Below are 18170 nucleotides of genomic sequence, written 5' to 3' on the forward strand. Positions count from 1 at the left end.
AATTTAGAGGTTCGATTTATCGAACCCGCAATGACGGGAGTCATAAATGACGCCCTTACTCTCTGGTTCTCAGTTGAGGGAACAGAATTACATCGCGGATAGAAGAAGTATCAGTAAAAAGCATCACCAGCCTGTCTATCCCAATGCCTTCACCAGCAGTGGGGGGCATACCGTATTCTAAAGCTTTGATAAAATCCTTGTCTAACATACCAGACTCATCATCAGTTTCTCCCTTTTGCTGAAGTTCTGTTAAGAACCTTTCCTTTTGATCTATTGGGTCATTAAGTTCTGAAAAGGCATTTGCTATCTCTCTTCCGCAGATAAAAAGTTCAAACCTGTCAACCTCATCCGGGTTTTCATCGTTTCTACGAGACAGGGGAGAGGTATCCGTGGGGTAATGAGTAATAAAAGTAGGTTGAATTAAATTGGGCTCTGCAACTTCTTCGAAGATCTGGGTCAAAAGATTACCTAAGCGCATTTTTCTATCCAACTGAATGCCAATCTTTTGCCCATATTCCATCAGTTTTTCTTTATCCCCTAGAACCTCTTCCTTAAGTTCACTGTATTTTATTATCGCTTCTTTCAGGGTCAAACGTCTCCAGGGTGGTGTAAAATCGAGTTTGATTCCTTGATATTCAAATTTTAAATTATTAAAGATCGCCTTTGCAATACGGGTTAACAACTCTTCTGTGAGATCCATAAAATCCAGATAGGTGGCATAGGACTGATAAAACTCCAGCATGGTAAATTCTGGGTTATGCTGGGTTGATATTCCTTCATTTCGAAAATTTCGATTAATCTCATAGACCCTCTCCAATCCACCAATAACCAATCGTTTTAAATACAATTCTGGAGCAATTCTCAGGTAGAGATCCATACCCAGTGTATTATGATAGGTTTTGAATGGACGGGCAGTAGCCCCTCCAGGTATAGACTGCATCATTGGAGTCTCAACTTCTAAAAAGTCTCTTTCATTAAGAAATTCTCTAATAAGCTGTATGATACGAGTCCGTTTGTAAAGCACCTCTCTTGTCTGGGGGTTAACAATTAAATCGAGGTATCTCTGCCGGTATCTGGTTTCGATATCTGCTAACCCATGCCATTTTTCTGGAAGGGGCCTCAATGCCTTGGTTAAAAGCTTAATCTCATCAACATATACCGTTAATTCCTGGGTCTTGGTTCGGAAGGGTCCCCCAAGAATACCAATAAAATCACCAATATCGATTTTTTTAGAAATTCTAAAATTCTCTTTTCCAATAGTATCCTGACGTATGTATGCCTGAATCTTACCTTTTCTGTCCTGTATATGCACAAAGATAGCCCTGCCGAAATTTCGAATGGCTATTACCCTTCCAGCAAGAGAAAATTTCTCCTTTACCTTTTCTAAGTCTTCATTACTTTTATCTTTAAATTCTTCTAAAATATCCTGAGTAACGTGAGTCACTTTAAAGTCATTAGTGTAGGGATTTATACCTTCTCTCCTCAGATCTTCGATCTTCTTTGCCCTCTGTAATATGAGTTGACTCTGCTCATCCATCTTGTGCCTTTCACCTCTTAAAGGAAAATGATTTAAGTTTTGAAGGTTATCGCAATTTGCTCTTGTAGTCAAGTCAAAAGAATTGGGCATTTTTCAAAGCTCTCAGATTAAGAACTAACGAAAAGAAATCGCATCTCAACTCGGACTGGAAAGATGTTTTTAGGTAGACAATTGGCAGGGGGGGGGGAAGCGTTTAACTACTCATTCCTATTCTTGGAACTTTTTGTATACTGCATCAATTTCATCCAAACTGCGAAAGAATGCGTCCACCACCTGAGGATCGAAGTGTTTGCCTTTTTCCTCCCTGATGATCTTATATGCCCTGTCATTTGAAAAAGCCGGTTTATAGGGCCGCTTTGTAGTCAAGGCATCGAAGACATCAGCAAGGGCTGTAATGCGGCCAACCAAAGGAATTTCTTCTCCTTTAAGCCCATAGGGATAACCCATGCCATTCCACTTCTCATGATGCGATATGGCAATCTGTTCTGCCATCTGGATTATCTCTGATTCCGAACCAACTAATATTCTGCCTCCAATGGAGCAATGGGTTTTTATGATTTCGAATTCTTCAGGGGTTAGCTTATCCGATTTAAACAGGATATTATCAGGGATGCCGATTTTACCAACATCGTGCATGGGACTGGCATAGAGGATTAAATCGACTTCTTTATCCCTAAGACCCATCCCCCTGGCGATTATGGCGGAATAATTGCTCATCCGTTTGAGATGCATGGCAGTATCTTCATCCCGGTATTCGGAGGCTATAGCCAGGCGATGAATTGCTTCCAGATATGCCTGCTTCAGATTATTATGGGATAACGAAAGATCCCGGGCATATGTTAGAAGCTGGATATTTTGCTCTCTGATGTTCCGGTTAAGCTGCTGCAATTTTTTCAGCAGGGAGTTAAAATGATCGGCGATATCGTTTAGCTCCTGATCAGCCTCTACCCGGATCGGCTCCTCCTTTTCTTCGGCTTGAACTACAGCTATTTCTCTGGACAGGCTAACGAGCTGGTCGGCAGACCTTCTCATAAGAGAGAAGCCTGCCAAAATAGAAAATAGTATCAACGCCAAAAATATAATCATCGTTTCAGTCAAGTCTATTTTTTCACAAATAAACATATAGATAACCAGGAGAAAAGGGATAAACCCCAATAAAGCAAAAATAATCCGGGTCTTTCCGTAAAAACTTCTGTAATCTCGATACTTTGATCTTATCATTGATAACCTTTCAGATTCCCTAGGGGTTTTTGTGGGTTGCCTACGTTTCTACATCAAGCCGTTCAAAATCTAGCAGGGTATCTATTCTGACAGCTATCTCTATTTCCTGACTCCTGTCACTAATATCTGAATTGCCCGGCATATCTATCCGGACAACAGTTGCTTTCCCTTTCATACGGGCCTTTATGCCATTGGCTTCAGGCAGATAAATGGTAATTTCCAATGGTTGGCCAAGAAAATATTTGCCAGCTTGCAGGCTCATAAATTTGGCTCCTCCCCCGGAAATATCCTTTAAAATGGTCTTTTCCTTATAATTGTTTCCCCCAATGTCTTTGGCAGACACTTCCAGCACAAACTCTATTGGAAAACGTGTGAAATTTCTTCTGTTTGATTTATTGTTCATCATTCTTAAGTAAGCTCTTGTTCTGCCTTATTGATTCATCCAAACTGCAAAAAAATCCATTTGCTAACCGAGAATCAAAGTAGCTACCTTTTTACATTCCTGATAACGGTATATCAATCATTGATTACTTCCAGAGAATATCCGGTTTGGAGATTTGTATTTTAACCAATAGCTGCTGCCATCTTGAATATAGGAAGATACATGGCTATTACCAAGCCGCCAAGAACAACCCCCAAAAAAACCATTAGCATAGGTTCAAGCATGGCAGTCAAAGTATCAACTGCGGCATCGACTTCATCATCATAGAAGTCTGCGATCTTTGAAAGCATGGCATCCAGTGCACCGGTAGCTTCCCCGACGGCTATCATTCTTACTACCATGGGTGGGAAAACCCCGCTCTCAGCAAGAGGTTCAGCTATGGTTCTGCCTTCACTGATGCCTGCTTTTGTCTGGTATACTGCTTTTTCCACTGTCTTATTCCCCGCAGTCTTAGCTGTAATGTCCAGACCATCCAATATTGGTACACCACTGGAAATCATAGTCCCCAATGTCCTTGTAAATTTAGCAACCGCAGCTTTCCTTGTCAACGAACCAAATACAGGGAGTTTAAGGACAAGATCATCAATGATAGTTTTTCCCTTTTCTGTAGCATAGAATTTTTTGAAGGCAACTCCCAATGCGAATAGACCGCCGGCAATATATAAAATGCTGCTCTTCATTAGTTCACTAATCTTAATTACGATTTGGGTAGGGGCTGGGAGTGCTGCTCCAAACTCCATAAACATCTTTTGGAAAATTGGTATGACAAAAACAAGCAATACAACAACTACAATAACAGCAACACCCAAGATGCTAATAGGATAGACCATCGCCCCTTTAACCTTCTTCTTTAGCTTTATGGCCTTTTCTATATAGTTTGCCAGTCTATTCAGGATAGAATCTAATATACCTCCCACTTCACCAGCCGCAACTAAGTTGACATACAATTCATCGAATAGGTCCGGATGTTTTTTAAGGGCATCGGTAAAAGTCGAGCCTCCTTCTATATCCTCTTTTATCTGAACAAGTATCTTTTTAAAGGTCTTGTTCTCCTGTTGGGATGCGAGTATATCAAGTGCCTGTACCAAAGGAAGTCCAGCGTCTATCATAGTAGAAAACTGACGGGTAAAGATAACCAAATCATTCTCTGTAACCTTTGGTTGAAAAAAAGCAATATTTTCGAATAGGTCTTTTGGCTTTGCCTTGATCTTCGTTGGTACAGTCTTTTGTCTTCTAAGCTGCATCCTCACAGCAGATTCCGAAACTGCCTCAATTTCCCCTTTCAAAATCTTTCCCTGCCGTGTTTTCCCTTCCCAGACATATACTGGCATGATTTAGCTCCTTAAGGTTCTTCTCCCATGTAACTATTCAGTCTTTATCTAAAGCCCTGTATTTATAGACAGCCGAGACGGCTGTCCTACATATTCCCCTTGAATCCTTGACTACTTGAATCGTCATGATTTCACCAACTTTTTTGGAGATGATCCCTACTTAAAAAACGATATTGTCCGTTCAAGTGAATCGATAGTTTTATTCGTCACATGTCGTAGTCCTCAAGATCTCTTCAATAGTGGTAATACCCTCTTTTAGTTTTGTAATTCCGCCCTGTCTTAAAGTTTTCATTCCAAGGGCAATTGCCTTCTTTTTTATCTCAGAACCAGGAAACCCATCCAGGATCAATTCTTTTAACCCATCTTCTACAGGCATCACTTCATACAACGCTATTCTTCCTTTATATCCGGTATTGTTACAGTTTGCACAACCTTTTCCCGCGTAGCAGATTAAATCATGAACCTCATCCTTTGGAATTCCAAGATCTATCAATGTCCGGTTAGAAACCTTCAAAGGCTCTTTACATTCCGGGCATATCCTGCGGGCTAATCTCTGCGCCAGAATCAGGTTTACCGAAGATGCAACAAGGAATGGTTCAACTCCCATATTTAAGAGCCTGCTAACTGCTCCAGGCGCATCATTGGTATGGAGGGTACTTAACACTAAATGACCGGTAAGGGCAGCCTTAACACTTATCTCCGCTGTTTCAAAATCCCTGATCTCTCCAACCATAATAATGTTAGGGTCCTGACGTAAAAAGGATCTAAGGGCAGCAGCAAAGGTCAGACCAATCTCCTCATGTACCTGAACCTGATTAATTCCGTGGAGGTTAAACTCCACGGGATCCTCAACAGTAGAGATATTCTCAGAAACCTTATTTAAGTCTGATAAGGCTGAATAAAGGGTTGTTGTCTTTCCGCTTCCGGTAGGACCTGTTACCAGAATCATACCAAAAGGTTTATAAATAGCTTCACTAAACTTTTTTAATGCATCTTCTTCGAACCCCAATTTAGTCATGTCCAATTGCAAACTTGATTTGTCCAGCAAACGAAGAACAACTTTCTCTCCAAAGAGGGTAGGCAGTACTGATACCCGAAAATCCATCTCTTTCCCTCTCCCGATTCTTAACTTAATCCTTCCATCCTGCGGCAACCTCCTCTCAGCTATATCAAGATTAGACATAATCTTGATTCGGGATATTATGGCATTCCTCAGCTTCATGGGGGGCTTCATTATCTCATATAATACCCCATCCATTCTCATCCTTACTCTGAAGCTCTTTTCATAGGTTTCCAAATGGATATCACTTGCATCCTTTTTTATGGCATCTGTTAAGATTAGATTAACCAGTTTAACAACAGGGGCATCCTCGCTAGCCCTTTCGAGTTCACTAATATTTACTTCCTCTTCATCCTTAACGAATTCAACTCCTGTAACATCAAGGCTGGAGATAACATCAGAGAATGATGCAAAAGAATCATAATATTTATCTACAGCAGATCTAATTGAATTCTCCGATGCAACTACAACTTCGATATTAAGACCGGTAAGGAATTTGATATCATCTATAGCAAAGATATTTGAAGGGTCCGACATAGCAACAATCAGGGTTGAGCCAATCTTATTAATAGGAATCAACTGATATTTCTGGACTATACTGGCAGGTATGAGCTTAATAATCTCAGGATCAATGTCGAATTCCGAAAGGGTGACGGGGGGAACATTATACTGGGTACTTAAAAAAGAGGTCAGATCGCTCTCTTTCAAAAAACCCAACTTGACAAGGTTGTATCCTAATCGCCCACCGGAATTTCTCTCTTCTTCCAATGCCATTTCAAGCTGTTCCAGTGAGATCAGCTTCTTCTTGACAAGTAAATTGCCCAATCTTCTAACCATTTACACTCCCGGCAATACAATCTGTTTTCCAGACATTTTAACTTAGGCTACTACCTGATGTCAAGGGGAAGAGACTTAATCTCTCAGCAAGTATGTCTCTCATCAATTTAACAGGTACATCTACATCCGTCCAAATTTTAAAACTCAAAGCCCCCTGAAAGACCAGCATCCCCAATCCATTGTGAGTGGTTAAACCAGCTTTTTCTGCTTCCAGCAACAGAGGAGTCTTTAAGGGGTTATAGACTATATCGTATATCACAGTACTCTCAGGCAAATAACCAAGAGGCAGGTTCAAAGAATCGCCGTTCATCCCAACAGAGGTAGTATTTATAAGCAGGTCGGTATCACCAAGACAATTCTTCAGGGCATTATTATCTAAAGGCAGGGCAAAAAATTTTACTGAAGGAAACCTGTCAGAGAATTCTTCTGTCAACTTTTCCGCTCTGTTATAAGTCCTGTTAGTAACATATATTTTTTTGGCACCACTTAATGCTAGACTAACTAATATCCCTCTGGCCGCCCCACCTGCACCTACCATTAATATGCTTTTACCTTTGGGACTAAAACCAAGATCATTTTTCAGGGATTCTACAAAACCCTGTCCGTCTGTATTAAATCCTACCAGTTCGCCATCAATATTTTTAACAGTATTTACTGCACCTATCAACTCCACCTCTGTATCAATTCTGTCCAGATACGCTATTACCTTTTCCTTGTGAGGGATTGTTACATTGACGCCAACAATCTTAAGACATCTAATGGCATTTATTGAATCCTTTAAATCCTCTGGTGTTACATTGAGGGGCAGATAAACGTAATTCAGACCCAGATGTTTAAATACAGTATTATGCATAAAGGGTGAAAGAGAGTGGTGAACAGGATGCCCCAGGATACCTGTAATTTTAGTATTGGCATCTATATTCATAATCTTCTATTCGTTTTTCCGAAGTATAAATACACAATAAAAAAGCAAGCAAATGGGAAGCAAGATATGAAAACTGCTTAACTATAGAAAAACATTTGAGTTTTGTCAAATAAAAAAGGCATCTGCAAAAAAACTATCATGGAAATCCTGGTGCAGATGCCCAATAAACCTTAAGAATCCTTCAGACTCTATATGCTATCCCTTTTTATCCCAGCCACCTCTTCCTTCTCTTGTAGTGCTTCACATCCTTGTAGCTCTTTCTTTTCCCCATCTCACTGAGTCCCAGATAGAACTCTTTGATGTCTTCGTTCTCTTTTAACTTCTCAGTGGGACCATCTAAAACTATTCTGCCGTTTTCCATTACGTAACCGTATTCTGAGATGTCCAACGCCATTCTGGCGTTTTGTTCTACCAATAAAATAGAGGTGTTCTCCTCAGCATTAATACGTCTCACTATCTTGAAAATCTCCCCCATCAACACAGGGCTGAGCCCAAGAGAAGGCTCATCTAGCAGCATAACTTTGGGGCGGGCCATAAGACCACGCCCCATCACCAGCATCTGCCTTTCTCCACCTGAAAGATAGCCACTTGTCTGATACCTGAGGTCTTCTATCTGAGGGAAATAGCTGTAAACCAATTCCAGATCCCTTTTAATCGCTGACCTGTCACTTCGGGAAAATGCCCCTGTCAACAGGTTTTCTTCGACTGTGAGATGTTCAAATAACCTATGCCCCTCCATAACCTGCACGATTCCCATCTGGACAACATCTTCAGGGCTTTTCCTGTCTATTCTTACCCCATTAAACTCAATACTGCCATCGGTTACCTCCCCCAGCTCCGTATGAAGCAGCCCAGAGATAGCCTTCAGGGTAGTAGTCTTTCCTGCACCATTGGCTCCCAGTAGAGAAATGATTTTTCCCTCAGGCACATCCAGAGAGACCCCCTTCAGCACAAGGATAACATCACTGTAAGTAACCTCAATGTTGTTTAGCCTCAGCATTCCAATCTCCTTGAATAACTATCATGTCAATTGTAACTGCTCAATGCTCTCCTTCTCTACTTTGGAGCTGGCTTCAAGAATTCTATAGTGGTTGTAGAGACCTGTTCTGACTCAGCCCCTGACGCCTTAATGGTATAAACCCCGGGGGGAATAGGGTTAAGAGACTTTGGGTCGAGAGCAAGGGTCTGCGCTATAGTACCTCTGTAGATAGTGATGATTTTTGCCATAGTCGCCATGGATGTCTTAAAGTCACCAGCATCATCAGCATACGCATGGGCAATGGCAGCATCCTCTCCTGGTTCAATTCCTGGTATTTTCACATCTGGTGGCAGAACCATCTCTATCACAATCATTTCCTTAGCTTCCCAGCCAGAACCGCTGAATTCAATAGGCACTTTCAGGATCGCTGGGAAGGCTAACTCTACCTTTGCCGGAGTTACTGTAACAGTTGCCTTTGTCTTTGAAGGTGGAGACTGAGACTTAGAGGCACTCAAAGGTAAGGCTAAGATCAATACTGTCAGAAGTATAATAGACATCTTTTTAAATTTTATCATCTCTCTTCCTCCTTTCTTTCTGATCGCTCAGCCTTTACCACTTGTACAAGGCTACGGCATCAGGCGCTTTCCGCCACTTAGTTATAGGGATAACCTTACCACCTTTGACCTGGTAAAACTTTACATCCGTGCTCCCTCGCCGTGATTTGGGGCCGTAAGCACAAGGACCAATTAAGCCCTTCAAATCATTGCCGGTGAGCTTCTGGTAAGCACGATACATAGCCTCAGCATCCAGTTTTTCATAGCCAACCTCTTTTAATGCTATCTTCAGCGCGGCTTCAAAATTCATCGCCCAGGTCATCCCGACGCCATAGAGTTCGTTTATGTCGGTAATGGGATTCTTGTGGTACTTTGTCCAGAGTTTTTTTGCCAGGGGATGCCTCTGTATCTCAGCCCCGCGAATAAGGAAAGACGCGATAATTACTCCTTCTACAACTTCCGGATGTGCCCGGATACCAACACTCTCGGTGGGACCCCACTGGTCACAAATGAACTGGATATTCTTGGTCAACCCCAGCGCACAGGCATCCCTGATGATATTGGTTGGTGTGGGATCAATAACCCCGGTAAGATAAATGTAATTTGCCCCGGCATCAGCCAGCCTGTTCAGATAAACATCGTGTTTAAGTGTTCCCGGGGGAAAGAATTCCGGGGTTAGCAAAGTTACTCCAAGTTTTTCAGCATATTCTTTGCCACCGCGAAGAGATTCTCTACCACCTGCGGAATCCCAAGCCATATAACCCACTTTTGGCATACCTGATTTCCTCTTGTCCTTCCAGTCCTTTACCATCCAGTCAAGGGTAGCAGCAAAGGTATCCTGATAAGGGGGTCCCCAGAGGAATGCCCTGCCAATGTTTGCCTGAAACTCGCCATCAATGGTAGCCAGTGTTAGAAGATTGTCTTTCTTGATTAAAGGATAAAGTGCCCTTACTACTGCGGTGTTTATAGGATTTACAACGAGAAGTTTATGTGCCTTTCGGTACCTCTTATAGGCTGATACCCCCCGAGCTATGTCATAGCGGGTATCCACTCCGATAAACTCTATTTTCACGCCATTGACACCACCCTTTTCATTTAGATACTTAAAGTAATCGCTGCAACCCTGATCGCCTGGTACGTTAAGACCAGCAATAGGGCCAGTGTAATCAGCCAAACTGAGATAGGTGACGTACTTCTCCTTAGCCTCGCCATATGGAACAAAGAGTGTTAATAATAGTAACGAAAAAACAGCACCTGTAACACATGTTGTCAATAAGCCTCTTTTTTTCATATAAATCCTCCTCTCTAACTTCTTCACATTGTCTTAATAGTAAGTATGATCTTTAATTCAATATTGACCTCCTTTCCATATTTTCACAAGTATTATCTCAATAGATAAATGGATAGATCCTGTATGATGCCTTGAAAATCTCCCACCGATGAGCCAGTCCTCTGGGATCAAAGATCAGAAAAAGGATAAGTACTATGCCAAAAGCGACAATACCCAGAGATGCAGCAGGAGCCATTCCGACCCAGGGAAAAGCTGCTGCCAAAGGCGGAGAGGCAAACATTACCAGTTCATCCAGGGCACGTACAAAAATGACACCGAAAAAGACGCCAGGGATGCTGCCCATACCACCGATAATTATCATCCCAACATACCAGAGTGCATGAAAGAGGGTAAATTGCTCGGGATGTACTACCTGCATCCAGTGAGCCCATAAAGAGCCAGCAATACCAGCATAAAAGCAGGAGATGAAGAAGGCAAGGAACTTATAATAATAGAGATTAATACCCATGACCTCTCCTGCCAGGTCGTTATCCCGAATAGCCACAAATGCCCTGCCTACTTTACTCCTGACCAGATTTCTGGCAGCATACGTCATCAGTAACATAATAAATACAATTATATAGTACATACTTTCATCACTATCAAAGACCAGATTGCCCAGTTTTGGTGGGGGAGGATTCAGCCCGCGCGTAGCCCCTGTTATCTCAAGGTGGAGGATGAGCCACATGACCACGAAATGGATGGCAATGGTCGCCATCGCCAGGTAAAACCCCTTAACCCTGAGGGAAGGAGCACCCCCGACAATCCCGATCAAACCAGCAACAACACCGGAGAGAGGCAATGCAATCCAGAAGGACACCCCCAATTTGGTAGTCAGGATAGCTGAAGTGTAAGCCCCCACTGCCATAAAGGCGGCCTGACCGAAAGATATCTGGCCGCAATAGCCGCTAACAATCTGGAGACCAAGGACAACAATAACAGTAACACTGAGATAGTTTATGAAGCTTATAATATAATAGGAGCCAAAAAGGGGAAAGGCGAAGAAAAATATTAAAGAAGCAATCAATGCCCCCCAATGCCGTTTAGTCCTGATAATGGCTATATCCTGACCATAAGTCTCATCAAAAACACCGCAGGGGCGCATATTATATCCTCTCTATCCTGATTAGTCCAAAAAAACCATAGGGTTTGATCAGCAAAACCAGGAGCAGCATAACGTAGGCAGCCACTTCTTTAACCCCACCACCAACAATGGGGTCCAGATAGCCTGCCCCCATCTCTTCCAACACCCCCAGCATCAGTCCACCAAGAAGGGCGCCAGCCAGAGAGTTCAACCCACCACACAGAGCTACTATCAATCCCTTTATACCAATATAGGGCAGAGGATAATAAATATCCATTACATTGGCTGTGGCAATACCTGCAACCGCGGCCACCACAGCAGAAATAATCCATATTATGGAAAAGATATTTCTCACCCTTATACCTGTGGCCTGGGCTAACTGATGGTCATCAGCCGTTGCCCTCATGCCCAGCCCTGTCTTCGTATACCTGAAGAAACCCGCAAGGATGAGGAATAACAAGAGAACTAGCCCAAAGCTGAGGAGCCCCGCCAGGGGTATACCTAAACCACCTATCTTGAGCATCCTGAGATGTAAAAAGGATGGATACGCCCTTGATTCACCTGCCAGGATGAGTTGAAAGACACCGTCCATTGCCACAAAGACGGCAAAGGTCATAAGAAAAGCAGTAAATGCGGGTTGTCCTATCAATGGACGCATTGCAAAGCGCTCTACCAGAAGCCCAATAGAGGCAGCAAAGGCAAAGGTCAGAAGCAGACTGAACCATAGAGGAAATCCCAACGGTACCAAAAATATCCAGAATAAAAGTGCCCCGAATGCCAGGAGCTGGCCGTGAGCCAAACTCACTACTTCGGTCGACTTGTAAACCAGGACAACGGCTGCCCCAACCAAGGCATAAAGACCACCAATCATCATGCCGCTAATAACTAACTTTACAAACTCCATCATCCAGTCACCTCGTCAACACTATTTACTTTGATGGCCGTTTTTATGACCCCCCTTCTGCCATCACGGTAAGTAATAAGTGCATCTACATTGTACTCTTTATCCTCTCCATAGAGGGCAGCTATAAGGTTTCCATAGCGATCTTCAACAAAGGTCCTCCTTAACTTTCTCGTCCGGGTAAGCTCTGCCTCATCCGCATCGAATTCCTTATGCAGATTGACAAATCTCTTTATCCTTGTCCATTCCGGTAGTGTCCTGTTTACCTTTTTGATTTCTCCCCTCACAAGTTCGATGACCTGATCTTTCTGGGAAAGATCAGTGAAGGTAGTATAGGGAATGTGTTTGGCTTCGGCAAACCTGCCAACATTTTCTATGTCAATATCGATCAGTGCACCAACATATGCATTGTCCTTTCCGCCCACAACAAGGACATCTTTGATATACGGGCTGAATCTCAGTCTTATCTCTGTATACTGCGGGGAGAATTTCTTTCCGCTGGACAGGGTCTTGAGATCATCCATGCGGTCGATAACTATCAGATGACCTTCATCATTGAGATAACCAAAATCACCGGTGCAATACCACCCATCCCTGAGCTTTGCCTCTGTTGCCTTATGATCTTTGTAATAGCCCGAATACATATATTCGCTCTTCACAAGGATCTCTCCCTCATCGGACAGCATCACTTCTGCCCATGGAACAGGGGTACCCGATGTCTCGGGCTTTATATCTCCTTGACGAGGAGCAGAGATAAGTCCTAATTCTGTACCACCATAGAAGAGCTTTATGCCAATTCCCAGGGCTTGAAAAAAACGGATAATCTCAGGGCTTATGGCTCCCCCTGCTGAATAAACCACTTTAACATTTGACAATCCCAGATTGTCACGCAGTTGCCTGAAAACGGCATGGTAGGCAACCAGATAAAGAATCTTCCCAAAAAGGCTGACTTTCCCTTTATTAGATTGATGATCGACTACCCTGTACCCCAAAAGAAGGAATAACCGGTATATGAATCGCCTTAAGAAGGTAGAATCGATCATCCTTGCCTGAACCATCCTATTCACGTTCTCCCATAACCTGGCGCCATAGAAGAGGATATCCGGGCCTATTTCCCTCAGGTCTTCCTGGACTGTCTCTGGTTTCTCCGGGAAATTAACAACTACGTCTGCCAGAAGAGAACCGGATATTCCAAGAGCCTGCTCTGTCACCCACGCTGGGGGGATAAAGGAGAGGTACTCATATCCCCTGTTTGCCCATCCATCCATATTGCTCCATTCAATAACCCCACCTACCAACCATTTCTGACTAAGCATGGCACCTTTTGGAAGCCCTGTTGTGCCGGAGGTATAACATATCACGCCGATATCACCGGCACTGCCCTTATCTATATTTTCATCGAAGAGATTAGGGTGATACCTTTCCTCCGCGCAACCAATCTCCACGACTTCATCAAAGCTGATCAGTATCGGGTCGCGGTAACTCCAAAGACCTTTAGTGTCCCAGTAGATTACCTTTATGAGCATGGGCAGCTCATTCCTGATCTCCAGAAGCTTGTCCACCTGTTCCTGGTCATGGACAACCACGAATCTGGAATCGGAATGTTCAACGAAATATTTGACCTCCTGAGGTGTACAATCGGTGAATATACCCACTACGGTGGCACCGGCAGATTGAACGGCGAGTTCAGCCCAATACCATTCAGGCTTGTTCTCCCCCAATATAGAAACCTTATCACCCCTTTGAAGCCCCAGATTAATAAGGCCGAGGGAAAAGTATTTCACCTTTTCATAATAATCCTTCCATGTGTAGCTCCGCCAGATACCCTCATCTTTTACCCTCATGGCTACCTTTTTGTCTCTATATTTTCTGTAATTTCTCCTTAAAATCTTTGGTAACGTGTCTTCTACTGTCACTTTTCCCTCTTGCATGGGATATACTTACGCTTCATCTTTCCCCAAATATGCCTTAATCACCGCGGGGTTATTCTTTATCTCCAGAGGGGTCCCTTCGGCGATCTTCTCTCCAAAATCAAGGGCAACAACCCTGTTAACAATATCCATTACTACCCCCATATCGTGTTCCACTAAGACGATGGGAATCTTTCTCAGTTCAAAGATATCCAGGATAAACCGAGCCATATCTTCTTTTTCCTCAACATTCATCCCTGCCATAGGTTCATCGAGCAGGAGGAGCTTTGGCTCCATAACCAGAGCCCTGCCCAGGTCAACCCTCTTTCGCTGACCATAAGGAAGAGACCCCACAACTTTTTTCCTTATTCCTTCTAACTCCAGAAGATCAATAATCTTCTCTACCACCTTCCGATTCTCTATCTCCTCCCTGCGGGTTGGTCCAAAGTGTAAGGCAGCAGCCAGTGCCCCGCGCCTCATATGGATATGCCTTGCTGCCATAAGATTATCCAGGGCACTGAGTCCGGTGTAAAGTTCTATGTTTTGAAAGGTCCTAGCAATTCCCAGCTTGGCAATCTTATATGGGGGCAAATGGGTAATCCTCTCGCCTTCAAAATATATATCCCCTTTCTGTGGCCGATAAAATCGATTGATGCAGTTTAGGATACAGGTCTTCCCAGCCCCATTTGGACCTATAATACCAAGAATCTCTCCCTCTCTTACCTCGAGACTAACGCATGAGAGGGCTTGAACTCCACCAAATTTCAATTCTATATTATCAATAGTTAGCTTAACCTTTTTATCCATTATAAAAGTGCCTTAAGAAGATTTGTTCGCTCAATAAATCTCGTTCAAGACCTCTTTTACATCATTCCGCAGCATTTCCAGTGCTATATTCGTGGCCTGTGTGAAGTCGATTTCCTTTGACATAACCCTACCTGCCAGATCCCATAGTGTAGCCTTGTTCCATGTTGAAGAAAGCTGAGCAAATGCCATCCGCCGGATCAGATAACCGATATGACGCTGACGACGAGTCATCCTTTCCCCCGAAGTAGTGAGATAATCCTGATGTTCTTGGATATGCTGCCACAGTTTGTCCACCCCATCGCCAGTGTCCGCTCTTGTCTGGGTAACCTTAGGAATCCAGCCGGAGGTCTGACGATAATCCAGCATCAGTTCAATGTCCCGGGCCGCCGTTTCTGCTCCAGGCTGGTCCATTTTGTTGATTACATATATGTCTGCTATCTCAAGCAGACCAGCCTTCGCAACCTGCATAGTGTCACCCCAGCCGGGAACAAGGACCACGATCGTTGTATCTGTAACCTCTGCTATCTCCACATCGATCTGGCCTGCTCCGGCAGTCTCAATCAGGACAATCTCCATACCAAGGGCAATCAAAACTTCTATTGCCTCTCCGATACACGCAGACAGCCCCCCAAGATGACCACGCGTTCCAAGACTCCTGATCAGGATGTTCTTATCATGACAATGGCTTAGCATCCGAACTCTATCCCCCAGCACTGCCCCACCCGAAAACGGGCTGCTCGGATCAACCGCCAGTACAGCAACCTTCTTTTGTTCCTTTTTCCAAATATCTAGGAGGCAGTCAATCAAGGAGCTTTTCCCAGCTCCTGGGGGACCTGTCAACCCTATTATACAGCAATCATGGGAGAGAACCCCTTTTTTCTGAATAAGATCCAGGGTTTCTATTGCCTGATTTTCAACCACGGAAAGAAGTCTCCCCATAGCGATCCTATCTCCTGATCTGGCTTTGTCAAACAGTTTCAGATTGTCTTCATTTTCAACCTCTTTCATACCGTTTTGCCTCCACTGTCTCTCACCTGGGAGACCGTTTGCTTGATCTGGTCCACGATGCTGCCCAGGCTAACGCCAGGTAGAAAGACCCCGCGAACTCCAATAGCTTCCAATGCGGATGTGTCTTCAGGAGGAATAGTTCCCCCAACAAATACGCTAACCCGGGAGTCCATCCCTTTTTCTTTAAGGACATTCATAGTTTCATCGATCCAGCCAAAGTAGCTTAACGTATGGAAACTCAGCCCGATTGCGTCTACATCCTCAATAGCCGCTGTTTCAACAACCGTCTGTGGTGTCTGAAAACACCCAAGGTATACAACTTCCATCCCCGCATCGCGAAAGGCATACGATAGCACCTGTAAGGGCCTGATATGGTCGTCAAGTCCCAATTTGGCAAGTACAAGTCGAACAGGTTTCTCCGCCATAATATTCTCCTCCCTTTAATCGTAGTATAGCCAATCAGGGCGTGATACCATTTCGAACTGATCATATGGGAAGCCCATGCCTTCCCGAACCACACCCATGACTTCTCCAATAGTAGCATTGCACTTAAAAGCCTTTATCATAGCCGGCAGAACGTTTTTCCCCGATTTGGTCACCTGATAGAGTTCTCTCAAGGATGGTGCGGTTTCCTTAACATCCCGGCTCTTCATGAAATCATACCACTCACTCCAGTCTTTTTCCTGTTTTGTCGTGTAGCCTTTACCCTGCTTGCCCCGTTCAAAATCAAACCCGGGTAGTGGGATGGGGTAATCATTTAGATCCTCATAAGCGTTTTCTGCCACACGGATTTTTCGACCTTCTTCCAGTTCCCTGGCTCTCTCCTGTGCTGCTCTTTCCACCTCTTTCTGTATCCACCCATTCTTGATACAGGCTCTCATACCCCCCATGTCCAGAATCTTCTGGAGAAGTTCCATTGATTTTTCCTCTATATGATTGGTCAGCCATTCAACATAGTATGACCCTCCAAGTGGATCTGATACCAACGGAATGTTCGCCTCTTCTGCCAGAATCTTTTCAATTCCCCTGTTTACGATCCACCCCTCTGTAGTAGGGGGACTTACTGCCTCCGTATATGCCTTCATCTCCATTCCATTAACCCCGCCCAAGACGCTGGCCATTGCCTCAATGGTCTGACGAACCACGTTTAAGATTGGCTGTCGTTGGGTCATTGAATCCCCGGCACAGTTTGTACCAACAGGGGGACACTTCATCTTTGATGTATCAGCACCATAACGATCCCGACCTATCCTGGCCCACATACGTCGGGCTGCCCTCAATTTACATATAGTCTCAAAGAAGTCGATCTCGCCGCTGAATGCCATGGCAGGACGATTTCCAAATTCTTCAAAACTCAACCCACGACGTACAAGTTCATCCGAATATTCAATAAAATTGCCAAAACGGAAGCCCAACTCCTGGAACGTATTAATCCCAGCCTCTCTGAGGTCATAGGCACAACCACCATTGGTTGGCCTATACTTATGTATGTTTCTATAGGCATATTCCTGGGCGTCTACCGACACCCGGAATCCTACCTCCAGGGGCTGTTTATAAAGCATACACTGATTGATATGGGATGTAAGGGGGTCATTTACCATATTGCCATGGAATTCTTTGGGGTTAAGCCCCATAATCTCGATTCCGGCGAGGCACATAGAAAACTCGCACACATCAGCAGGGCCGACCTGGTGTCCGAACTCGAAGACAAGCCCATCCTTTACGCTCCTCTCCAGGATGAGCTGATAGTGCTTCTTCCTGCCATGGAATATCTGCCACACAGAAAAAAAAGTCCCCGCACAATTGCCGATGTCATATTTGACAAGAGGATGATCCGGATCAACAGTTGCAAGGTTATGGTAATCTCCCCCGGTCCTGATGGCAGAGCACAATATGCCCAGGCGAATCATCTCCCGCATGTAGTCCTCGCTCGAAATTCCCTTTTCCTCCATATAAGGCGTACTACCTCCAATCAGGGGATTTCCAGAGGTCCACAGCCTTTCCCGATACATCCTCCGATACGATCCTCTCACATAGGGAAACTCCCCAGGCCGACCTATATCTTTTTCATAGTTCAGGTGGGCGATGTCTTCTGGGCAGTAGACTTCTTTTACCTCAATACCCGACTGGGTCTTCCCATCACCTTTGATAGTCCGGTCAGAATCACCACCAACTTTTCTCTCCAGTTTCTCCTGTGTTCCTGATATCTCTTGAATACTCATAATCCAACCTCCCACGATTGTT

General features: G+C 44.1%; 16 protein-coding genes. All 16 read right to left on the reverse strand.

The window, feature by feature from the left end:
• Positions 1-55 precede the first annotated feature (55 nt).
• The 16 genes from lysS to AB1401_02165 all read right to left on the reverse strand — a co-directional run bounded on the left by lysS (position 56) and on the right by AB1401_02165 (position 18148).
• A complete protein-coding gene (lysS, locus tag AB1401_02090) occupies positions 56-1537 on the reverse strand; it encodes a lysine--tRNA ligase (protein ID MEW6614247.1) in 1482 nt (493 codons plus the stop codon).
• A 207-nt stretch (positions 1538-1744) separates the two neighbouring features.
• Positions 1745-2758: an HD domain-containing phosphohydrolase gene (locus tag AB1401_02095; GenBank protein MEW6614248.1), complete on the reverse strand. Its 1014-nt coding sequence runs from the start codon at positions 2756-2758 to the stop codon at positions 1745-1747.
• A 40-nt stretch (positions 2759-2798) separates the two neighbouring features.
• Positions 2799-3164 carry a PilZ domain-containing protein gene (locus AB1401_02100; GenBank protein MEW6614249.1) on the reverse strand — a complete coding sequence of 122 codons (366 nt, stop codon included), beginning with the start codon at positions 3162-3164 and terminating at the stop codon, positions 2799-2801.
• Between the two features lie 158 nt (positions 3165-3322).
• Positions 3323-4531 (reverse strand): type II secretion system F family protein, encoded by a 1209-nt coding sequence (locus tag AB1401_02105; protein MEW6614250.1) that lies wholly within the window; start codon positions 4529-4531, stop codon positions 3323-3325.
• Positions 4532-4730: 199 nt separating this feature from the next.
• Positions 4731-6428, reverse strand: coding sequence for a type IV-A pilus assembly ATPase PilB (pilB, locus tag AB1401_02110; GenBank protein MEW6614251.1), 1698 nt, complete (start codon positions 6426-6428; stop codon positions 4731-4733).
• A 37-nt stretch (positions 6429-6465) separates the two neighbouring features.
• A complete protein-coding gene (aroE, locus tag AB1401_02115; protein MEW6614252.1) occupies positions 6466-7353 on the reverse strand; it encodes a shikimate dehydrogenase in 888 nt (295 codons plus the stop codon).
• 205 nt (positions 7354-7558) lie between these two features.
• Positions 7559-8353 (reverse strand): ABC transporter ATP-binding protein, encoded by a 795-nt coding sequence (locus AB1401_02120; protein ID MEW6614253.1) that lies wholly within the window; start codon positions 8351-8353, stop codon positions 7559-7561.
• 56 nt (positions 8354-8409) lie between these two features.
• Complete coding sequence (locus AB1401_02125) at positions 8410-8907, reverse strand: hypothetical protein (protein MEW6614254.1); 498 nt, start codon at positions 8905-8907, stop codon at positions 8410-8412.
• A gap of 34 nt (positions 8908-8941) precedes the next feature.
• A complete protein-coding gene (locus AB1401_02130; protein MEW6614255.1) occupies positions 8942-10177 on the reverse strand; it encodes an ABC transporter substrate-binding protein in 1236 nt (411 codons plus the stop codon).
• Positions 10178-10274: 97 nt separating this feature from the next.
• Entirely contained in the window at positions 10275-11321 is a 1047-nt protein-coding gene (locus tag AB1401_02135; protein MEW6614256.1) for a branched-chain amino acid ABC transporter permease, read from the reverse strand.
• Between the two features lies 1 nt (position 11322).
• A complete protein-coding gene (locus AB1401_02140) occupies positions 11323-12207 on the reverse strand; it encodes a branched-chain amino acid ABC transporter permease (protein ID MEW6614257.1) in 885 nt (294 codons plus the stop codon).
• Positions 12204-14117 carry an AMP-binding protein gene (locus AB1401_02145; GenBank protein ID MEW6614258.1) on the reverse strand — a complete coding sequence of 638 codons (1914 nt, stop codon included), beginning with the start codon at positions 14115-14117 and terminating at the stop codon, positions 12204-12206. Before AB1401_02145 ends, AB1401_02140 begins: the two co-directional genes overlap by 4 nt.
• Positions 14118-14141: 24 nt before the next feature.
• Positions 14142-14918 (reverse strand): ABC transporter ATP-binding protein, encoded by a 777-nt coding sequence (locus tag AB1401_02150; GenBank protein ID MEW6614259.1) that lies wholly within the window; start codon positions 14916-14918, stop codon positions 14142-14144.
• 30 nt (positions 14919-14948) lie between these two features.
• Entirely contained in the window at positions 14949-15926 is a 978-nt protein-coding gene (gene meaB / locus AB1401_02155; GenBank protein ID MEW6614260.1) for a methylmalonyl Co-A mutase-associated GTPase MeaB, read from the reverse strand.
• Complete coding sequence (locus AB1401_02160) at positions 15923-16351, reverse strand: cobalamin-dependent protein (GenBank protein ID MEW6614261.1); 429 nt, start codon at positions 16349-16351, stop codon at positions 15923-15925. The genes meaB and AB1401_02160 overlap by 4 nt, the downstream gene beginning before the upstream one ends.
• Before the next feature lie 15 nt (positions 16352-16366).
• Positions 16367-18148, reverse strand: coding sequence for a methylmalonyl-CoA mutase family protein (locus AB1401_02165; GenBank protein ID MEW6614262.1), 1782 nt, complete (start codon positions 18146-18148; stop codon positions 16367-16369).
• Between the last annotated feature and the right edge of the window lie 22 nt (positions 18149-18170).

This window comes from Thermodesulfobacteriota bacterium, assembly GCA_040757775.1.
Classification (GTDB): Bacteria; Desulfobacterota; UBA8473; order UBA8473; family UBA8473; genus UBA8473.